Genomic DNA, 19,491 nt, shown 5'->3' on the forward strand with positions numbered 1-19,491 from the left:
GTAATATTATTATAAATTTTTATCAAAAATAATATTCCTGACCAAGTTTAAAATTATCGATTTATCTTATAAAAACTAAATATTAAAGTTAAATAATCTGATTATTGAAATTGATGTTTTATCAAATAAAATTTTGATAATTTCTTTTCTTGACCTACTTTCGGCAATGGTCCTGAGATAATGGGAACCATCGAAAAATGATTAACAAATGATCCTAATAGTTGACGATAAACCCGAAAACATCTTTTCGCTGGAAAAAACCCTTCAAGCAAAAGGTTTTCGGACCGATTCTGCCCTTGCGGGAGAAGAGGCCCTGAAAAAATGCCTCAAGAACGAATATGCCCTGATCATCCTTGATGTACAGATGCCCGAAATGGACGGATATGAAGTTGCGGAATTTCTTTCGTCGACAAAAAAAACCAAGGATATTCCAATAATTTTCCTGTCTGCTGTCAACCGTGAAAAGAAGTATATCACAAAGGGCTACGATTCCGGAGGCATCGATTACATTACCAAGCCGGTGGACCCAGACATCCTTTTGCTAAAAGTAAAGACCTTCTATCGGCTCTACGAACAGACCGCAGCCCTGTATAAAATGCAGGAAGAGCTGCAACGAGAAGTCGAATGGCGCAAATCTTCTCAAAAGGAGCTCTCCTCAAAATTTAAGGAGCTGAACACGACTTTAGAATCATTGCCCCAGATTGCCTTCACCACTGATTCCAGCGGGAATGTTGATTTCGTAAATGAGCAGTGGCTTCGGTATTCTCATGATAAGACCACATGGCCGGATCTCCATCCCGAAGATGGACAGATATTTGAGAAATGGAAGCTCCAATTGGAAGACAAACTCCCATTGGAGGCTGAATTGAGGCTTCGCGAAAAACATTCTGAGAATTACCGATACCATCTCCTAAAGATTGTGCCCGTAGCTCAGGGGTCAGGTGGACACAGATGGGTGGGTACCATGACCGATATAGATGAGCGAAAGCAATTAGAAAATAAAAAAGATGAATTCTTGAGTGTTGCGAGCCATGAGCTCAAGACCCCTTTGACCAGTATCAAGGCCTTTGCAGAAATATCGCTGCGCTCAATGAAGGACATAAAGGACCATCGTGCTTACAGTTATCTCTGCAAGGTTAAGGAACAGGCCGAAAAGCTCCATACATTGGTTGAGGACCTACTGGACATATCCCGGTTGGAAAACGGGGGGATGAAACTCACACTCCAGGAAATTGATATCGAGACTGTCATCCAACAGGCTGTTGATTCGGCATTGATAGAACATCAAGCGGCGGAAATGAGAATAGAGCGGACAGGTACAAAGATAGATAGGCGGATTTTGGCGGATCCCCTAAGATTGGAGCAGGTCCTTTCAAACTACCTCAGCAATGCCATAAAATATGCTCCCGGTTCCCGAACGGTCCGCATCCACACCTATGTTGAGAAAAATTTCCTGTCCGTAGAGGTCTCCGATAACGGTATAGGGATCCCAGAACACAAAATACCTTTCGTGTTTGATAAGTTCTATAGGGTTCAAGAAGCATCAGCAAAGTTCCAGGGACTGGGCCTCGGACTGCACATATGTAAAGAGATCATTACCCTCCACGGTGGGACCTGTGGGGTCACGAGCAAGCTCGGGGCAGGTTCGACATTTTATTTTACCCTACCAATCAATAAATAATGGCACAAAATGTATTAAGGAACCTCCAGATAGGCTTTGGTTTTTCCATGGCCATCCTTTTGGCCTCATCAGCGGTGATGTTCTTCTCGTTCCGCAATCAGCGGGAGAACAAAGCCCTTATGGATCAGTCCCAACGGACCATACTCAATTCACAGTTGATCTTGATCGACCTGCAGAATGCTGAAACCGGACAGAGGGGCTATCTCTTGACAGGTCAGGAAAAGTTCCTGGCTCCTTACAGGGACAGCCAGAGAGATCTCCCACAGCACCTCAGTGGTCTTGTGAATGGAAATCTGAGCTCCGAGCAATTGGCCCGGACCCAACAGCTAGGCCGTTTGGCCAGAGAAAGGATTGAAGTACTTGACGAACTCATAGGACAGCGACTGAGGTCGGCCGACCTTTCCCCCGGCCTGTTGGACAGGGGAAAATCGATCATGGATTCATGTAGGAACCTGATAAGCGAGATTCAGCATGAGGAAGAGACCCGGGCGGAAAAACGTTCCCAACACCTCGATAACTCCACTTTTAGAACAAATATCCTTTTTGCCTTTGCCTCCTTGATGTCCTTGGTCATCACTGCCATCCTGTTCTGGAAACTTCGAGGAGACTACAAAAGGCGGGCAGAACTACAGCAGGAATTGCTAGATAAGGACCGTGACATAAAACATAGATTGAACCTTATCAGAGGGATCGCCCGCCAGATTACCCAGGGAAACTATTCTGTGATCATAGATGATACGAAAAAGGATGACCTTGGCAACATTGCGGAGAGTCTTCGCATAATGACCAAGTCATTGAAGAAGAACTTTGATGAGCTACAATGGAACGATTGGCGGAAAAATGGCATGGCCCAGCTGAACTCTGGATTGATGGGGAACCCCGATCTTGCAGAAATTGCGAAGTACAGCATGGAATTCATCACCGACTTCATGGATCTGGAGAACGGAGCAATTTTCATGGTCCAAGGGGGATCCTTCAAGGTCATGCATACCGTGGGGCTACATAGCCTTCCTTTCTCAGAGCTTCCTCTAACGGAGGGGATCTTCGCAGAGGTACACAGGACCAAACGCCAAAGGGTCATCAGGGACCTATGTCCCGATGAATTCAAGCTCTCGTTTGCACAGGGGGAGATATCAATTAACCAGATAGCGTTGTTACCCATTGTCTACCAGCAGGAATGCATGGGAATCATCGAAGTCGGGTCTCGAGGAGAGCTTAGCCAAGAAAAGCTCGATGTTATTTCCGACTTCTGTGAAATCATCGGGATTTCCCTGGTCGCGGCACAGAGCCGGCGCAGGGTACAACAGCTATTGGAAGAAACGCAGACCCAGACCGAAGAGTTGCAGGTCCAGCATGCAGAACTGGAGACCCTCAATAGCGAGCTGGAAGCACAGGCCGGTAAGCTCAGGATCTCAGAAGAGGAGCTAAGGTCGCAACAGGATGAACTGCTTATCTCCAACGAGGAACTCGAGAAAAGATCGCATCTTTTAGAAGAAACCAACCAGGTGATCGTCGCACGGAACAAGGAAATACAGGAAAAGGCGGAAGCCCTAGCGCTGAGCACCAAATACAAATCTGAGTTCCTTGCCAATATGTCACATGAACTGCGGACACCTCTTAACTCTATCCTTTTGCTTTCACGTGTGCTCACTGAGAACATTGAAGGCAACCTTAACCATGAACAGGTGGAATCAGCCCAGGTCATCTGGTCATCCGGTACGGGACTGCTTAACCTGATAGACGAAATACTGGACCTTTCCAAGATCGAGGCAGGTAAGATGGACGTAGAGCTCGAGGAATTTAGGTTGGCCGACCTCATTTTGGAGCTTCAGCAGATGTTCCGCCCCCTAACCAAGGAAAAGGACCTGAACCTCCGGATCGAGAACACCCTGCCGGAGGATTTTAACTTAAAAAGCGACCGCCTAAGGTTGGAACAGGTCCTAAGAAACCTGCTCTCCAACGCCACCAAGTTCACAGAAAAGGGATACATAACCCTCAGCGTAGAGCTTATCGATGGAAAGGAACCTTCTGTCCTGTTCCATGTCAGAGATACCGGGATCGGGATTCCCCAAGAAAAACAAAAACTGATATTCGAGGCCTTCCAGCAGGCGGACGGATCTACCAGGAGGCAGTACGGTGGAACCGGCCTAGGACTTTCGATCAGCAGGGAAATCGCACGATTGCTGCACGGGGAACTTACCGTCGAAAGCACCCCGGGCAAGGGAAGCTGTTTTACACTCTCGCTGCCCATGGATTTTTTAGACAGAGGCGGGATTGGTGTGCAACAGGAGCAGCCCATCGGTCCCATTGTGCAGGCAGTTGGTGCACCGGTTGTTGGTCCAGAGACCTTTTTCCCGCAATTCATTGCCGATGACCGAGGGGACATTGTACCGGGGGACAGGACCCTATTGATCGTAGAGGACGATGAAGCGTTCGCCAAGCTGATACTGCAATATGCAAGAAGGTCTGGCTACAAGGCAATAGCTATCGGCAGGGGTGACCACGCCATTGAAGCAGCTCTGAGGTTTTCCCCCCGGGCAATCCTCCTGGACATCGTCCTGCCCCATATGGACGGATGGCAAGTTCTTGAAGGGTTGAAGTCGAACCCGGATACCCGCCATATACCTGTCCATATGATGTCGGCAGAACACGCCAAGAAAAGCGAGAGCATTCGTAGGGGCGCCATCGATTTTATCAGGAAACCCTTCCAAAAACAGGGTTTCCAGGAGATTTTCTCCAAAATAGATATGGCCCTGAGAAAGGGTTCCAAAAAGGTTTTGATTGTCGAAGAAAATCCCAAGCATGCCGAAGCCTTGTCCTCCTACCTTGAGAGCTTTGACATATCCACAGAGGTGAGGTCTTCCCTTGACCATGGCGTAAAGGCCCTTAAATCAGGGAACGTTGAATGTGTAATCCTGGATATGGGAATCCCGGACCAAGGTGCATATGAGATATTGGAAACCATAAAGGGGCAGGCTGGGCTAGAAGACCTTCCGATAATCGTCTTTACGGGAAAGAGCCTCTCTGGCCAGGAAGAGATGCGCATTAAGGAATATGCGGACTCGATCGTCCTGAAAACGGCCCATTCCTTCCAGAGGATCCTGGACGAGGTGAGCCTGTTCCTTCATTTGGTTGACCACAAGTCTTCAGGGATCCCTCCGCAAGTGAATCCCAAAGGTAACCGACTGTCCGAAATCTTGGAAGGCAGGAAGGTCCTGATTGCCGACGATGATATCCGCAACATCTTTTCGATATCTAGGGCACTTGAAAAATTAAATATGGAAATCTACTCAGCCATCGATGGTGTTGAAGCTTTCCAGATCCTTGAAAGTCATCCCGATATAGACATCGTGCTGATGGATATAATGATGCCAAAGATGGATGGTTTTCAGGCCATCGAAAAGATACGTTCCGTGGAAACGTTCAGCAAACTCCCCATAATCGCAGTCACGGCAAAAGCGATGATGGGGGACCGTGACCGGTGCATGAAGGCAGGAGCCTCAGATTATATCTCTAAACCCGTTGATGTGGACCAATTGGTCTCCTTACTAAGAGTGTGGCTTTTTAACCGTTAAAACTTAGAAACAGATGAGCATATTGATTATTGATGATGACAGACGGAATATTTTCGCCCTTAAGACCGCGCTTAGATCTAGGGGCTACGATGCCCAGGGCGTCATTACCGCCCAGGAGGGACTTGACATCCTAGAAGGGGGAAGCGGGATAAGCGTAGTGCTGCTGGACATGATGATGCCGGAATTTGATGGATTCCAGTTTTTGAAGCACATCAGGGTTTCCCTTGGGAAGGATTATCCTCCCGTTATTGCCGTGACCGCAAAGGCCATGAGGGGGGACAGGGAGAGATGTCTCAGCGCGGGAGCTGATGGATATGTATCCAAGCCAGTTGATATTGATCTCCTGTTGACCGAGATCCGGGGATTAGTAAAAGGCTGAGAAATGGAAATCGGATCCCATTTAGATATGTTCCTGGCCAGGTTACTCGAGGAATTCGGGTATGATTTCACCGGTTATAGCCTGGACTCCCTTCAAAGAAGGATTGTGCGGATAATGTCCCTATGGAAGGTTACCGATCTGGGAGGACTCCTAGACAAGATGATCATGGATCCCTCGTTGGCAGGAAGCTTTGTGCAACAGGTCACCGTTCCCCTGACCTCCATGTTCCGAGATCCCTCATTTTTCCTCAACCTCCGCCAGAGGGTAATCCCTTACCTGAGTACCTACCCCCTGATCCGGGTCTGGATAGCGGGTTGCTCCACGGGTGAAGAAGCATATTCAATGGCCATACTGCTAAAGGAGGCAGGACTGATTGAACGGTCCCTAATTTACGCAACCGACCTAAACCCGTTCTCTGTAGAGATTGCCGGCCAAGGCCTTGTTCCCTTGGAGAACCTTGGGGAGTATACTGAAAATTATTTCAGTTCGGGCGGTACAGGGGAACTATCGGACTATTTTTCTTCTAAGCAGGGCAAATTTCGGTTTAGCGATGAGCTCCGCTCCCGTATGGTGTTCTCTACCCATAACCTTGCCGGTGATTCCTCCTTCAATAGCTTTCAGCTGATCCTGTGCCGGAACGTTCTGATCTATTTTAGGCGATCCCTTCAGGGATCGGTTCTAGAACTCTTCGACACAAGCTTGGAAAATGCCGGGTTCCTAGGCCTGGGTCCTAAGGAAACCCTCCTGTTTTCCTCTCTGAGGGGCAGGTTCCAACAGATTGGTGACCAAAAAATCTGGCAGAAAATAAATTAATGTTTCAAAATTTGGGGAGATTTGATATTTTCGCATAATACAATGGAAAACAAAAAGATACTTATTTTCGATGACGATAGGCACGTGCTTGAGATATTTACTATCGTATTGGAGGACATGGGGCATATAGTCGATCAATCGCGGACGTCGCACGACGTGTTGGAGAAAGTGAGCAGTTTTAAGCCTGACCTGATCTTTATGGACAACTGGATTCCGGATATCGGAGGGGTGGCGGCTACGCAGATGCTGAAATCCAGCCCACTTTATCGAGATATCCCGGTAATCTTGGTCTCAGCGAACAGTGACATAGAATTTTTAGCCGGTCAGGCAAAAGCAAATTATTTCCTTTCCAAACCTTTTGACTTGGTCAGCCTGGAGGGCATAGTAAATAAGATCCTCCAGCCATAGGAAACAATCTCCACTATCAAAAACCATTAATTTAATCTCCACTAATATTTAACGGGTTTCTCATGTTGCTCTGAAATTTTTAGTATCTTTATAGGATAATAATTGTTTGGTTAATAGGGGCTTGGGTCGTCGATTCAAGCCTTCCTTCTTTTATAAGGACGTTTTAAGGAGGATATATATCATAATCAGTATGAAAAGAACAGTTAAAAAGGTATAGGAATAGAAAAAATATCTCATTCCTCTATCTTCCTGGTCTATTTCATATCCTGCCTCCCACAGGTATTCCTTAAGTTTCCGGATGAGATCTCTCATATTTCAGTCTGCCACATATTTTTAAATCTATAAAAAAGGTTTGTTCATTGGTTATTGTTCAGCTTGGCCCAACATCTATATAAATATAAACATCGCAATCCGGTTTCGAAATATTTAACAGGACTATGGATTTTTTAAGCAGATATATTAAAAGAGGATTTGTAATTTAAAAAATGCATTTACATCTAACTTTTCCATACCGTTTATGTTTATGGTTAGTCCCAGTAGCTATGGGACGATAATGTTAGCACTTGGCTACTATCAAATTAATATATAACAATTCCATGGACAAAAATAACATACAGCAAAATATTGCGATTGTAGGAGGCGGACCAGCAGCACTTTTTATGGTCAAGCACATTGTTGAACGCAAAATTACCCTTCAAAAGCTTACCATTTTCGAAAGGTTCGATAGATTGGGGGTGGGTATGCCCTACGGCAAAATGGGGGCAGGAAAGGAACACCTGGCCAATGTTTCTGCAAATGAACTTCCTTTACTTGCAGAAGATTTTGAATCATACGTTCAAAGATTTCCGCCAGAGGGATATCCATCTTTCTGTCAACGAAAAAAAATAAATCCCTACGAAGTGATCCCTAGGAGGTTATTGGGTGATTATCTGGAATATTCTTTCCATAGCTATATCGGAATAGCTAGGTCCCTGGGGATTACCATAGATATACGTTTGGATACCTGTGTGGAGGACATTATTCCCGGCGATGGAGGAGAACCATTCAGGATTCTGACATCCCAGGGCACCACCCATGCGGACGTTGTGATCCTGTGCACCGGCCATTTATGGCCCCTTAAAAATGAAGGAAGGATCAATTCGTGGTACGATTCTCCCTATCCTCCCTCAAAGCTATCTTTGAATGCAAATTTCCCAGTAGCGATCCGGGGGGCGTCGTTAACGGCAGTTGATGCCATAAAAACTTTGGCCAGGGCAAACGGAAAATTCAGGGAAAGACCTGAAGGCGGTTATGATTTCATATTGAACGAAGACAGCAGCGGTTTTCGGATCGACCTATTTTCCACCAGAGGGTTCCTTCCCGCCCTAAGGTTCCATTCGGAGGATAAGGCATTTTCCAGTGAGTGGACAATGGGTTTGGACGAAATCAATGAATATAAAGCGAAAAATGGGGGCTTCGTGGATCTCGACCACGTATTTGAGAGAAACTTCCTGATCCCTCTCAGTCAGAGGGACCCCGATTTTTACTCCAGGGTGAAAGATCTGGGAATTGAAGAATTTACCGAGAGAATGCTGCAAATCCGGGAAGAGATCGATGCCATAAAGCTATTTATGGCCGAATTCAGGGAAGCTGAAAAGTCAATAAAGCGGCAGCAGTCCATAAGTTGGAAGGAAGCTCTGTCTGCCTTTAGCTATGCCATCAACTACCCGGCAAAACATCTCAGCGCCGAAGATATGGTCCGGCACAAAAAAGTGCTTATGCCGCTCATTTCAATTGTTATTGCGTCCCTGCCCCAAGCTTCCTACCATGAGATGATTGCTCTATATGAACAGGATCTCCTTCGTAACTACGCCGTTGGTGAGGAAAGCGAGTTCGTTCCCAATGCAACAGGTTCAGGATGTAAAGTAACGTTCGTAGATGACGAAGGGGACAGATTTGAAGAAAACTATGAGATTTTTGTAGATGCCATTGGGCAGAGGCCCATGCACTTCAACGACCTTCCCTTTGACGGGCTTAAGACGGGTAAGGTCACTTCCGGATTCCTATTTTTCAAGGATGAGGAAAATGCAAAAAAACATGTTGAAAACGATGCAGCCAATGTGTACAGAGATGACATGGGCAAATATTTCATGAAAGTGACGGGACTGGCCATAAATGATAACTTTCAGGCACTGGACAGGTTCGGGGCAGTCAATCCCTCACTCTTCATTATGGCAGTGCCATTTATCAGTGGGGTAAACCCAGATTTTTCTGGCCTGGATTTCTGCGATACAGCGGCTGAGAGAATTGCCAATATGTTGGGGAATAACGATATGGATTGAATATTATAGGGCTGACCCATGCATTTCGGAGTTAAGGGGACGTCTCTCTCTTTCAGGAAATCAAAGAGTGATAATTGATCAAGTCTAAAAGCCTATTGTAGAATTCGCACTAATTGTGAACCTTTTATATTTTAAAGGGTTCAATTTTAAGAAACCGGTTCTAGAGAGCGTTTCGTTATTTTATTATTATAAACCACTGTATCAAAACAGTTTAACATTTAAGTAATTTATCATGAAAAGAAATAATTCAAGCAGCCGCTCAAGAGGGGGGCCTCTGACAATAACGAACATTCATTAGAAAACATTTACCAATTAGGGTACAGTCATGGATTCCGCGACGCATCAAATGATGAAGATTATGATGATGAGTTCGAGGAAGAAGAATATGATGACTATGAGGACGAGGATTACGATAACGAGGATGAAGACTACGATGAGGATGATTATGATGATTATGATGAGGATGATGAATACTCTTCGGACGGCAGATCATCAAACCGACGCCGCGATAGCGATGGAAGGTTTACTTCATCCAGCTCTGGTTCCAGAAAAGGTAGCGCTTCGGGACGAAGGTCAAGTGGTTCACGCCGCGGATCTACCAGCTCGGCACGCGGATCGAATAATTCCGGGGGTGGCTCAAATAGCTCAGGAAGAGGAAGATCAGGAACTCACTTTTATTGCAGAGAACCATATCAATCCCGAAGCTGAAAAAGAGGATTAAACCTAATTTTAAAACATATCCATAATCTCTAATTCTCAAAAACGTCCATAAAAATGGACGTTTTTTATTCTTTATCTATTTTTGCAATTTTGCTGTTGCACTCAGATCAGAAATAGAGCCACCTATTTTCTGCCATTCGAGAACAGCATTCTAAAAAACTGTGATCAATTGGCACTGTTTTGAATTCCACTATCTTCCCTGGAACCATGTTCTTGGCCATTCTCTCCCAAGATGGCTAACAATAATAGATAATATCCCTTTTCCAGACCAAGTTCTTCTGCTGTTTTAAAATTTTCCATATATAGTTCCATTAGTTGATTTATTTTTGGATATTATTGCAAAGACCGTTCAACTTTATATTTTTTAAGGAATTTTCTTGAAAATATTTTATAACTGATAATTTTCGTGAGAAATAGACCAAATTATTTCTGTTTATCTTGTTTTAAAGAATTGGATAAAATCAGTAACCCATAGCTCCTTGTCTACAATTTTTAATCAAATCACTCAATTCCATTTAATATTTTCACCGTAGAATGTTCTTTATCTATTTTAGTATTAAGACACTAATCCTAGATCATTGTTTTATGGTAAACAATAATATGAACATCCTTGAATATGCGAGGGAAAAAGGGTTTGACGGGTATCCCGACACGACCAGTATACAAAGCTGGTTGAGAAATAAGGGAGTGATTGTATTGGTAATACTCCGAGAAGTTGATGAGGGGGACTTTAGGTTTTCCTATCAGGTGTTTGAACCTTCATCAATCTATTATCACCATCCCCCCCTGAGCTCCACAGTTTATTGGAATATGTATGAAGAGGCTCTAGATCATGGGTTAAACCATGGTCTCAGCTATGTTTGATCGGTGCCGTGAGTTTACTCATTATAACAAATTATTCAGATTTTTTACGGGATAAAAACAATGATGATCTATCTAACACCCTTTCAATAGCATCAAGAGCTTTTTTTGGACAATTGTATCCTTCTCCTTCTTTGCAATGTTTGCATACCTTCTCATCCAGCCGTCAAGACTGCCCTCTTCAAACCTTTTTAAGATAACTGGACAGATGTAGTTTTTGCGTGCCACAGATGGTGTGTTTCCCAAAATATGCGCGACGGAACTGACAAGTTCTCTGCAGCTTTTGTTTCGGTTCTTAGTGTTGCCGGGATAGGTTTCCAAAAGATGACCCAAAGCCAAAAAGCATGCGTTCCACGTTCTTATGGTTTTACTGGTAACATTCCCACCATATATTTCAGAAAGATAGCTGTTTAGATGGCAAGGCTTTATGGCTCTTTTAACATTCTGTTCGTCCAAGTATTGGAGAAACTGTTTTCCCGAGAGTTGCAATATCTTCTCAATATTATCATACAGCCTTTTCTTACTAAATGCTTTCTCCTGCTTTACACCTTTTTTCCCCCTATATCTTAATATTACCTTTCCTTGCTGTAATTTAACATGTTTATTCTGGAGCGTGGTGAGACCAAAGGAACCATTGGAATTTCTATATATGGTATTTCCTGGACGTATGGAGGTGTGCTGGATGATCATGATTGCCAGAGCACAGACATATCTCTGGTCACACAGGTCCCTTTTGATATCCTTCTCCAACTGTTTTTTCAATACTGGTAGGCTCTTTCCAAAGTGATATAGTCTGCTGAACTTATCCTGGTCCTGGAAAGCTGTCCAACGGGGATGGTAGATATATTGCTTACGTTGCCTAATATCCAAGCCCGTGGCCTGGATGTGCCCATATCTATTCGGGCATATCCATACATTGGTCCAATTTGGAGGGATTACCAAGGAATGGATCCGAGATAGGACCGATGGATCCACAATCCTCACGTTTTTTTGGTCGTAGTATTCAAATACCTCACCGTTTTGTATCCTAGAGATGCCCTTTGAATTGCAGTTTACATATTTAAAAGGTTTCTTTGCTTCCATTCCTTGTCATTGAATTATTCCTATACCCTTAATCTGTTTCGAATGTATTTTGTTTTAGCATATATAATTTAAAGATCAAATTATGCTAGAGCTGTGCTGCCGTCATTAATTTAGTACGTCCTGTTCCCTTCCAGTGGGTGAAGTGCAGCTTTATTTTTATTTTTGCCCATTCCTGGTGTATTTTCAGGTGTAAGGTTCATTGCTTTGTTCGTGAATGTCGATCCACCTGTTAGCGGGTATTTTCTCTCTTTTTCCGTCAGATATGTTGCCTAGAACAGTTCGGGAATCAATTCGTTTGATAAATTTAAGTTTAAAAATAATATTTCAGAATGTTATAAATGGGGACATCGATCTAGGCGCTTATTTTCTTTTCTGCTTTGGCATTTTTTGGTTTAATGAAAATTGCGCGCAAGGCCTGTAAGATAGGATATTAAATTTAAATGCCAACCTAGAAGGTTGGCATTTAAAAATACCTATTTTACTAGATATATATTACTCGGCTTTTGAATTTAAGTTCGTATCCGCAATGGCGGTTAATTTTTCATCGCATGACTTTTCTTCTTTTAATGTCTTCAAGAGCAACTTTAATGCATCCTTATGTTCAAGCGTTTTTGCGAAAGCCGCCAGCGTGCCATAAGTTGCAATCTCATAATGTTCTACTTTTTGGGAAGCGGCGATTATTCCCGCATCCCGCACAGCCCCAGATTCTGTCTCTTCCATAATACTTTTAGCTTCTTCTAATAGCCCGGCCATAGCATCACATTTCTCTGCCTTCGCTTTAATTCCGATCGATTCAAAAACTTCTTCCAGTCTACTGACATGTTCCTTGGTCTCTTCAAGATGAGAAGATATTGCTGTTTTCAGTTTTTGAGACGTAGCATTTTTTTCCATTTTAGGTAATGCTTTTACCAATTCCCTCTCAGCCCAATAAATATCCTTTAGGCCGTCCTCAAATAGCTCATTTAAATCTTTAGCCGCGCTTGGCTTTGCTTTAACTTTAGTTTCCTTAGGAGTAGATTTTGTTGTTGTTGCCATGATAATATTGTTAAGATTGTTTGGGGACTTAACAAACTAAGCTCATAATTGTTCTGAATTTCGGTATTTGTCCAAGCTTCTGTAGGATTTAGATAAAAGTAGTGAAGATTTTATTCTGGAGATATAAATTTGGGCAGGGGATATTTTTATACAACAGACCTTCATGAGGGTATCTCGGAGGAGATCCTCCGCATCATTTTGTTCCTTGGTAAACTTGTTCGCATAGTGAAGCAAGGTGTCCGAATGAACCAACACTTCATTTTTTATAAAATCATTGTTCATTTTAAAAAGAGATTTAGTAGAAAACGGGTTTTAATTCCCCTTTGCACAAAGATGGTTTAGATTGAAATTGGACCAGAAACAAACCTCTCGTTAAATCTCCGGTCCAATAAAAATCTTATGGTTGTATGTACATGAAGTTGCAATGAGTGTGCCAAAGAAATTTCTGGACAGTTTTTTTATAGAACGCTGAAATCTCGCCATTGGGATTGAGACAATCACTAGCATATCAATGTTAAAATAGGATATGCTCTTATATCTGCAGGAGGAATAAAAATTCATACTTCAGACCCAATAAATTTCTCTGAAAAATCTTTTAAATATTTTATGTAATTCAAGACAAAATATTCGTTTTAACCCTAGAGACTCAAAACATTGGATCTATTAAAAAAACGTAATATTGTATTACCAATCAATAATAAATGAAGCTTAACAATGGTAAGTGATAAACTCCAAAATCTCTTTAATCAGCTGGAAGTTCCTGCCAAAACCATTCTTTTACAGGAAGGGGAAATCTCCAAAACTATGTTTTTTGTTAAGAAAGGATGTTTGCGGACTTGGGTCAATAATGATGGTAAGGATATTTCCACCCAGTTTTTTTTGAAGGCGATAAAGTTTCGTCCATTGAAAGCTTCCGTGCTGATCTACCGAGCCTCTATAGCATAGAAAGCCTAGATTCCTGCATTCTGCTGACGCTTTCACAAAAGGATTTTTTGGACGGGTTACAAAGTTTCCCCGAAATCAAAGAAGAAATACAGGAGCATCTATTCAAACGACTTTTACAATCTCAAAAAACTTTCTATTCCTACCTTAAAAACGTCCTGAGTAGCGCTACAGAGAGTTGATCGAAGAATATCCCCATATTATCCAACGTGTTCCGTAGCATTACGTCGCATCTTATCTTGGAATTACTTCGGTTTCTTTAAGCAGAATACCAAACAGACCATGAACCATTTCTCCTTTTGAGTTTTTAAAGGGTTGTTGGCAGCATGATGATAGAAAAATTCCTCCATGGAAAGGTCACTATACCTGATCACATATACCAGAGGATCATAAATTAAAATATTTTGATCAACAAGAATTTCATGGGTCAGCTATGTGCACATTGAATGTAATTGCTTAATGGAATTCATAGGTCCCCTCCTATGCAAGAGAAGTAATGATACTATCATTGGGGGCTTTAAATTTAGGGGGAATTTAAGAACGATAAAAACGATTAATAATATCAATATGGCTTCAGGGTCAGCTTTGCTTGATTACCATTACCCGCACCATATAACAGAACAACAGAACCAGAGGGCCTGATTTAATTACCTCTGGTTCTGTTTTTATAGTTTTTCCCTAATCATGCCTATAGTTACGTAGCTTTTTCTGGAGGATTTTCCTGGCCGTATGAATTCGGGTCTTTACCGTTCCTTCAGGTACCCCTAGATATTCAGCTATTTCATAATATTTGAACCCTTCATAATACATCATGAATGCATTATAGTATATTTCAGGAATTGTTTTCATGACGGTGTTTATTTCTTCACTCATTAAATTGCCTTCCGCTCTATCTCTACTGATCCGACTTTCTATATCCTTGGAATCCGTAATCCCATTTATATACTTGAGCTGATGAACTCTTCTTCGGCAATCATTAATGAATGTATTTCTCATAATAGTATAGATCCACCCCAATAGGTTGGTTCCAGTAACGTATTTCTTCTGATACTTCAGCACCTTGATCAATGTGTTCTGAAGAAGGTCTTCGGCATCATTATGATCCTGAGTGAATTTATTGGCGTATTGCAAAAGTGTTGGTGTATGCACCAATACCTCTTCTTTTATAAATCTATAATTCATCTTTAATAGGGCTTTTGTGAATAAATATTACTATTTAATTAACCCTTTGCGCAAAGGAAGATGTTTGATATAGTCTATCTGTACACCTCGCGTGTGGATAGGTTATATCTATATGTTAAGGTTGTATAATCGACAATATTCAATACCCGTGCCAATTAAATCCTCATCAATCTATCCATGATAAAAAGTATTTTACAGTTACTGGTATGCAACTAACAGCTAAATTGTGTTTTTTTAAGAATTACCAAAATAGCGGACTGTTTAATTTAATAGACATATAGTTTATTGAATTTAATACATGTAGTGGTTTAGCTACAAATGGGGTTGTAAATACGTCTGCATTTGAGTGGAGGACAAAAAATTACCTGTTATTTATTTAGCCTCTATCTTTTAAGTTCTTGTCAAATAGCCTGTTAATACTGTAGAACTATAACAATCAATCCAATAGGTGTTTTATATAGGCAAGATTGTTTAAATTTAAGAAGACATAAACTATTTCTGTTGTGCCTTGTTTACATTTTGAACTTAAAAACAAAACATTATGGCAATTAATACAGCAAACGAGGACCAGGTAAGTAAAACTATTTTACTGTATGCTAGCATTTTCATTTCCGGAAGATCTTAATCAGTTTGCGCATAACACATTAAAGTTTTCAATCATACTTTGTTTCGATCCATCGACAACCGGAGATCTCTAATTTAATAAGTTATTTTTCCCAACCCTTCTTTTGTGGCCTATCTCCTTCGGCAGATCACTACCGCCCTTCGATTGCTTGCTGTTTACCGAATGATTTATATGGTGAATTTAAATATGTAAAATATTAGTATTTAATAGTTTAATCTAAGAAAAAAAACAAAAACATTACCATATTGGTAATGTTTTTCATATATTTGTATATGAGAATTATAGCGGTTAAAACTTTAAAATTCTATATTAAAGATTTCCCAAAGTCGGAACAGCCATTATTGGCATGGTATGATGAATGTGAAAGTGCAGAATGGAATAATCCAAATGAATTAAAAGCCCAGTTTGGGAGTGCTTCTATACTTACCGATAAGAGAGTAGTCTTTAATATTCATGGTAATACTTATCGCTTAATTGTAGATATTGAGTATCGACTAAAAATAGTTTTTATTGTTTGGTTTGGAACTCATAAGGAATATGATAAAATAAACGTTAAAAAAATTGATTATGTTAAAGCCGATTAAATCTGAAAAACAGTACGAAAGTTATTTAGAAAGAATTTACGTCTTAATGCAGACAGATTTAAAAGCAGATTCTAAGGAATCTGATGAAGTAGAAATTCTTTCTATTCTGGTTAAAAACTATGAGGATACTCATTATGCCATAGAAAAACCAAATCCAATAGAGGCTATTAGATTTCGTTTAGACCAAATGGGTAAATCAGAGTCGTTTTTAAGTAAAATTCTAGGAGCTTCTAGAAAGTCTGAAATATTATCAGGAAAGAGAAAGTTAAATCTTCCACAGATTAGGAAATTAAGTAATGAACTGCATATTTCTGCTGATGTTTTAGTTCAAGAATACTAATCTCAAAAAACGAGAGAAAGTAAAATTTCTATGCAATTGCAGAGCGTCTATCAAGAAGAAAGGCGACCATCCGTTGAAGGTCGCTCTTACCAAACCAATTATTAACCTTGGCCAAACGGCCCCGTAGTTATAGTAATCAAATGTAAAAAAAGGTAGAAATTTCAGCAAGTAATCCTTTAATTATGTTTCTCCCCTACCCTTCTTTTGCGTCCTGTCTCCTTCGGCAGACCATCCTTCGCTGTTTTTTCCGGCGTGATTTTCAATAAATGTTTTACTTTTTTTCGTTGATGAATTAAAATAACTTTTGTGTTTTGATTAAGTTGCAATAATGGTATACTTTAATATTATTAAAACACCTCTCCTTATGGCTGTATATTACGATACAAAAACTGGAAATGTCAGAAATTTTATTAAAAAGTTATTGGCTATGGCTAGTAATATGATAGCAATTAATATTAATGATATTAATGAAGGTGATGTGTTATTGCCAGGACATTTGATAACTTATACCACCGGTTCAGGATCAGTGCCAGTAACTACGCAGTATTTTAGGGAAAGAAACTTTCAATCCGTATTATCTATATCAGCCTCAGGAAATAAAAACTGGGGAAAGAATTTTTCGGTATCGGGTGACATTTTAGCTGAAAGATATGCTTTATTTTTAGTGCATAAATTTGAGATGACAGGTTTTGAGGAAGATGTCAAGAAGGTCTTAAAGGATATTTTTTCAATTGAAGAATGTCGTAGCAGGATCTTATAAACTAAATAAGAAATTAATAAATGGAGTCAAGAAGGTGTTATGCTTGTCTGACTCAATTTCTGACCTGGTTAAAGAACCTTCAAATTTCCAACAACCCAATTCCTGACTCGTTGAAGAACAAGATAAAAGTTGGTTTACCGAAAACGAAAGTTCTGATCTAAACGGATAATTCAATATTGACAATTGTCCCTTCTCCAGGCATGACGTCATAATCCAAAGCCCCTCTCATCAAATCTACTCGGTTTTGAATATTACTCAGTCCCATTCCTTTTGAGGCCTGAGCACGAGAAAGATCAAAACCTCTCCCATTATCTTCAACCGTTATAAGAATTTGATCTTCATTTTGTATACACTGAACCAAAATATGGTTGGCATTGGCATGCTTCAGGGCATTGCTTAGCAACTCCTGAATGACACGATAGATATTCACCTGATAATGTTGATTCAATGCGGTATCAAGCCCTTCGGTTTTGAGTTCAATTTCCACATTAGGGTTGGATAATGCCGTACACAAGTCTTTCAATGCGACATTTAAGCCGCTTCTCAATAGATTGGTCGGCATCATATTATGGGCAATGCGTCTTAATTCTACAATGGATTTATCCAATTGATCGACCGTTTGGTCTATTTCGGTTTCTTGATACTGCGTCTGAATTCCGGAGAGTTTCATTTTTATTCCCGATAATGCCCCTCCAAGCCCATCATGCAAATCCTGCGCAATTCGTTGTCTTTCCTTGTCCTCCCCTTCTAAAAAAGCTTTGGTTACCTGTAACTCCCGCTGTTGCTCCAATTCTTTGAACTTGAACTCGTTTGCTATCTTTTGATTTTTCAGGATATTATTTAAATATAAAAAGCCCAATAAAAAGACCGCCGCTCCAACAGACATCAGCAAAACCCATAGCCTTTGGTTTTTTTGGACCAATTCTGCGGCTTGCTTTTCTGCCTGCAGTTGATTGATCTGCTTCTCTTTTTCAACAGACTGATATTTATTCTCCATATCAAGCATATCTTTCTTATAATCGGCCGCATGCAAGCTATCGCTGACAGAAATATACCTCTGAGACCATTCAAAGGCAGCTTTCATATTCCCCGTTTTCGCATAGGTATTGGCTAGTAAATTGGCATAGGAATTACGATCTGAAGGGAGTAAGATTGTACTTTTTAATAAATCCTGCATCACCACGATTGCCTCATTATAACGTCCTGTTTTTCTAAGGGTTTCAAATCTGGCGAACTTTGCCCGGTTGATATAAAAGTTTTCGGTTACCCCGCCCTGGAAAGCAATTGCCTTGTCAAAGCTCCTGATTGCTGATTCATAATCGCCAGTTTTCTCATAATAAACCCCTTCTGGATAGTAATAAAACAATAAAACATTAGATTCAGGGTAATTCTTTAAAACCGAATAAGCTTCATCCAGATAGGTCTTGCTCTCTTTTAGGTTATTTAGATACAGATTATTCTCAGCTAGAATTATAGTGACCTCCATTACTCCTTCTAATTTGGCGACCTCACTCTCGCTGGGGGCTTCCTTAAATAACAACAAAGCATCCTTTAGATATTCATTGGCTTTCTCCCTTTCCGAAGCATTCAATAAACTGATGCCAACAAATTTGCTGGCATTTCCTTCGCTAAACTTATCCTTGGACTCTTTTGCCAAAGGCAATGCATGATTTATATAGGCATCCATCCCTCCTTTTTCATTTCCTTGTAGTTGTTTAATTGTCCCTCGTATCAACCAAAGACCACTCTGTATTTTCTTAGACTCTTCAGAATTTACTGTTTTTAAGAGACTATCAGCCACGATTAATTGAGAATCAATCTTTGCTATGTCTGCCAAGCCAAGGTCATAGTATGCCTGATAGTACTTCCCGGAGCCTAGTAAAAGATTATTCCCGTTCGAATAGCGTAATCCTTCCTCTAAACGCAGTTTAGAGAGTTCCATATTTCTATACTTTTTGTAGAAATACGATAATCTAAATGCATTCATCGCCTTAGCGCTATCAGTTTTAGCCTCTTTGAGTCTTTTTTCAAGCGTTTGCAGGTAATCTTTATCTTCGTAAATTTTAATTGAAAGCTGAGCGTGGCCTTGTAAACCCCAACAAAGCAGGCAACACAGGAGGAATAGGTATTTCATAAAATAGAATAAGTGTGTCAGTTTAATTTGTTGCGAAAGCTAAGTTAT

The 19,491-nt window shown here is 40.9% G+C and carries 15 protein-coding genes; 10 read left to right on the top strand and 5 right to left on the bottom strand.

Annotated features, from left to right (window positions below; translation table 11 throughout):
* The first annotated feature begins 208 nt into the window (after window positions 1-208).
* The 7 genes from PZ892_RS17950 (at window position 209) to PZ892_RS17980 (ending at window position 9,898) form a co-directional block, all read left to right on the top strand.
* Window positions 209-1,681, top strand: coding sequence for an ATP-binding protein (locus tag PZ892_RS17950; protein ID WP_277711790.1), 1,473 nt, complete (start codon window positions 209-211; stop codon window positions 1,679-1,681).
* Window positions 1,681-5,256 (top strand): response regulator, encoded by a 3,576-nt coding sequence (locus PZ892_RS17955; protein WP_277711791.1) that lies wholly within the window; start codon window positions 1,681-1,683, stop codon window positions 5,254-5,256. Before PZ892_RS17950 ends, PZ892_RS17955 begins: the two co-directional genes overlap by 1 nt.
* 13 nt (window positions 5,257-5,269) lie before the next feature.
* Complete coding sequence (locus PZ892_RS17960; protein ID WP_094258386.1) at window positions 5,270-5,635, top strand: response regulator; 366 nt, start codon at window positions 5,270-5,272, stop codon at window positions 5,633-5,635.
* 3 nt (window positions 5,636-5,638) lie between these two features.
* The gene (locus PZ892_RS17965; RefSeq protein WP_094258387.1) at window positions 5,639-6,448 is read left to right on the top strand and encodes a protein-glutamate O-methyltransferase CheR; all 810 of its coding nucleotides are present in this window, start codon (window positions 5,639-5,641) and stop codon (window positions 6,446-6,448) included.
* A 42-nt stretch (window positions 6,449-6,490) separates the two neighbouring features.
* On the top strand, window positions 6,491-6,856 hold the full coding sequence (locus PZ892_RS17970) for a response regulator (RefSeq protein ID WP_094258388.1): 366 nt from the start codon (window positions 6,491-6,493) through the stop codon (window positions 6,854-6,856).
* A 563-nt stretch (window positions 6,857-7,419) separates the two neighbouring features.
* A complete protein-coding gene (locus PZ892_RS17975; protein ID WP_277711792.1) occupies window positions 7,420-9,177 on the top strand; it encodes an FAD/NAD(P)-binding protein in 1,758 nt (585 codons plus the stop codon).
* Window positions 9,178-9,502: 325 nt separating this feature from the next.
* Window positions 9,503-9,898: a hypothetical protein gene (locus tag PZ892_RS17980; protein ID WP_277711793.1), complete on the top strand. Its 396-nt coding sequence runs from the start codon at window positions 9,503-9,505 to the stop codon at window positions 9,896-9,898.
* A gap of 164 nt (window positions 9,899-10,062) precedes the next feature.
* On the opposite strand, the gene PZ892_RS17985 is transcribed toward PZ892_RS17980, so the two are convergent.
* From PZ892_RS17985 to PZ892_RS18000, 4 genes are all read right to left on the bottom strand, one after another.
* Window positions 10,063-10,197 carry a hypothetical protein gene (locus PZ892_RS17985; RefSeq protein WP_256962546.1) on the bottom strand — a complete coding sequence of 45 codons (135 nt, stop codon included), beginning with the start codon at window positions 10,195-10,197 and terminating at the stop codon, window positions 10,063-10,065.
* A gap of 636 nt (window positions 10,198-10,833) precedes the next feature.
* Window positions 10,834-11,841 carry a hypothetical protein gene (locus PZ892_RS17990; protein ID WP_277711794.1) on the bottom strand — a complete coding sequence of 336 codons (1,008 nt, stop codon included), beginning with the start codon at window positions 11,839-11,841 and terminating at the stop codon, window positions 10,834-10,836.
* Between the two features lie 492 nt (window positions 11,842-12,333).
* Window positions 12,334-12,876, bottom strand: coding sequence for a ferritin-like domain-containing protein (locus PZ892_RS17995; protein ID WP_094258394.1), 543 nt, complete (start codon window positions 12,874-12,876; stop codon window positions 12,334-12,336).
* A gap of 1,620 nt (window positions 12,877-14,496) precedes the next feature.
* Window positions 14,497-15,000, bottom strand: a complete 504-nt coding sequence (locus PZ892_RS18000; protein ID WP_094258397.1) for an RNA polymerase sigma factor — start codon at window positions 14,998-15,000, stop codon at window positions 14,497-14,499.
* 897 nt (window positions 15,001-15,897) lie between these two features.
* Here PZ892_RS18000 and PZ892_RS18005 point away from each other — a divergent pair.
* The 3 genes from PZ892_RS18005 to nrdI all read left to right on the top strand — a co-directional run bounded on the left by PZ892_RS18005 (window position 15,898) and on the right by nrdI (window position 17,309).
* Window positions 15,898-16,209 (top strand): type II toxin-antitoxin system HigB family toxin, encoded by a 312-nt coding sequence (locus tag PZ892_RS18005; RefSeq protein ID WP_094281107.1) that lies wholly within the window; start codon window positions 15,898-15,900, stop codon window positions 16,207-16,209.
* A complete protein-coding gene (locus PZ892_RS18010; protein ID WP_094258399.1) occupies window positions 16,193-16,549 on the top strand; it encodes a transcriptional regulator in 357 nt (118 codons plus the stop codon). Before PZ892_RS18005 ends, PZ892_RS18010 begins: the two co-directional genes overlap by 17 nt.
* Before the next feature lie 364 nt (window positions 16,550-16,913).
* Window positions 16,914-17,309, top strand: coding sequence for a class Ib ribonucleoside-diphosphate reductase assembly flavoprotein NrdI (nrdI, locus tag PZ892_RS18015; RefSeq protein WP_179221491.1), 396 nt, complete (start codon window positions 16,914-16,916; stop codon window positions 17,307-17,309).
* 157 nt (window positions 17,310-17,466) lie between these two features.
* Here the strand turns inward: nrdI and PZ892_RS18020 are convergent, their stop codons facing one another.
* Window positions 17,467-19,443 carry a sensor histidine kinase gene (locus tag PZ892_RS18020; protein ID WP_277711795.1) on the bottom strand — a complete coding sequence of 659 codons (1,977 nt, stop codon included), beginning with the start codon at window positions 19,441-19,443 and terminating at the stop codon, window positions 17,467-17,469.
* Window positions 19,444-19,491: the final 48 nt, after the last annotated feature.

The sequence above is a fragment of the Sphingobacterium sp. WM genome (assembly GCF_029542465.1).
In the GTDB taxonomy this organism is placed as follows: Bacteria; Bacteroidota; Bacteroidia; order Sphingobacteriales; family Sphingobacteriaceae; genus Sphingobacterium; species Sphingobacterium cellulitidis.